General features: G+C 71.0%; 2 protein-coding genes and 1 rRNA gene. All 3 read left to right on the top strand.

Annotated elements, in window-relative coordinates; genetic code table 11:
- Positions 1-6: 6 nt before the first annotated feature.
- Positions 7-120 (top strand): 5S ribosomal RNA (gene rrf / locus ASJ79_RS23330).
- 114 nt (positions 121-234) lie between these two features.
- Positions 235-1,059 (top strand): tetratricopeptide repeat protein, encoded by an 825-nt coding sequence (locus tag ASJ79_RS23335; protein ID WP_082754013.1) that lies wholly within the window; start codon positions 235-237, stop codon positions 1,057-1,059.
- Between the two features lies 1 nt (position 1,060).
- Positions 1,061-1,936, top strand: an 876-nt coding sequence (locus ASJ79_RS23340; protein ID WP_067960531.1) for an HAD-IIA family hydrolase, incomplete at its 3' end; no start/stop codon positions are given.

Below are 1,936 nucleotides of genomic sequence, written 5' to 3' on the forward strand. Positions count from 1 at the left end.
TAGAGTTACGGCGGTCCATAGCGGCAGGGAAACGCCCGGTCCCATCCCGAACCCGGAAGCTAAGCCTGCCAGCGCCGATGATACTACCCACCCGGGTGGAAAAGTAGGACACCGCCGAACACAAATTAGAAATCGCCCCCCACAATTGCGTGGGGGGCGATTTCCTATTTCGCATAAAGCGCCATTTGTTCCTCAGATTATGAGGCCTGGAGTTCTGGGCCGTATCCTTTTGGCGTGCCCCACGACAATCAGGGCGGCCGCGGCGATCGTCGACCGAGCCGCAGCTCCAACGACAACCGGCAGCGCCCGCGCCGCGATCAGCGATCCGCGCCGCGCACGTCGGGTCCGAACCGGGCGCGTCCCACCCAGCCTCGACCCGATGCCGACGAGTCGCGTCCGAGCGGTCCGCCGATCCCCAAGGACATCGAAGCCAGACAACTGGCGCCCGAGATCCGCGGTGAACTCACCACGCTCGACCGGAGCACCGCCGACGCGGTGGCCCGTCATCTGGTCGCCGCCGGCGAACTCCTCGACGAGGACCCCCAAGCCGCCCTGGCCCATGCCCGTGCTGCCCGGGCCCGCTCGGGCCGGATCGCCGCGGTGCGGGAGGCCGTCGGCATCGCCGCCTATCAGTGCGGCGATTGGGCGCAGGCTCTTGCCGAGCTGCGCGCCGCGCGCCGAATGGGGAGTCGCTCACCGTTGTTGGCGCTGATCGCCGATTGCGAGCGCGGCGTCGGGCGGCCGGAACGCGCGATCGAGATCGCGCGCACGCCGGAGGCGGCGGCGCTGACCGGAGACGATGCCGACGAACTGCGCATCGTCGTGGCCGGGGCGCGTTCGGACCTCGGGCAGCACGAACAGGCCCTGGCGGTGCTTTCCACTCCGACGCTCGACCCGACCCGCACCGGGCAGACCCCCGCGCGGCTGTTCTACGTCTACGCCGAGACGCTGCTCGCGCTGGGCCGGAACGACGAGGCGCTGCAGTGGTTCCTGCACGCCGCGGCCGCCGACGTCGAAGGCGTCACCGACGCCGAAGAGCGGGTCACGGAGCTGTCCTGACGTGAGCACCCTTGTGCAGCACCATGATTGTCTGCTGCTCGACCTCGACGGCACGGTGTTCCGGGGCCATGCGCCGACCCCCGGGGCGGTCGAGACGCTGGCGGCGATCGACGCGCGGGTTCTGTTCGTGACGAACAACGCCTCACGCGACGCCGTGCAGGTCGCCGCGCACCTGTGCGAGCTCGGGTTCGCCGCGTCGGCCGGCGATGTCGTCACCAGCGCGCAGAGCGCCGCGCGGCTGCTGGCCGACCAATTGCCGCCCGGTGCAAGGGTTCTCGTCGTCGGTACGGATGCGCTGGCCGGTGAGGTCGCGGCAGTGGGTCTCACCCCGGTGCGCGAGTACACCGATGACCCCGTGGCAGTGGTGCAGGGCCATTCACCCGCGACGGGGTGGCCGGACCTCGCCGAGGCGGCGCTGGCGATCCGCTCGGGAGCGTTGTGGATCGCGGCCAACGTCGACAGGACACTGCCCTCCGAGCGCGGCCTTCTACCGGGCAACGGTTCGATGGTCGCTGCGCTGCGCACCGCGACCGACCGCGAACCGCAGGTGGCGGGTAAACCGGCGCCGGCGCTGATGCGGGATGCCCTGGCACGGGGCCGGTGCGACCGCCCGCTGGTCGTCGGGGACCGGCTGGACACCGATATCGCCGGGGCCAACGCCGCGCAGTTGCCCAGCCTGATGGTGCTCTGCGGGGTGAACTCCGCCGAAGACGCCGTGTGGGCGGTCCCCGATCAGCGCCCGACGTTTCTCGCTGAGGACCTCAGGGCGCTGACCGCCGGCGACGCGGACACGCTGCGCATCGCGCCGCACCCCGGCTGGCACGTCGACGTCGACGGGCCCGCGGCGTTGGCCCCGGCGATATCGGTGTCCAGCCGG

It is taken from the genome of Mycobacterium sp. NAZ190054 (assembly GCF_001545925.1).
In the GTDB taxonomy this organism is placed as follows: Bacteria; Actinomycetota; Actinomycetes; order Mycobacteriales; family Mycobacteriaceae; genus Mycobacterium.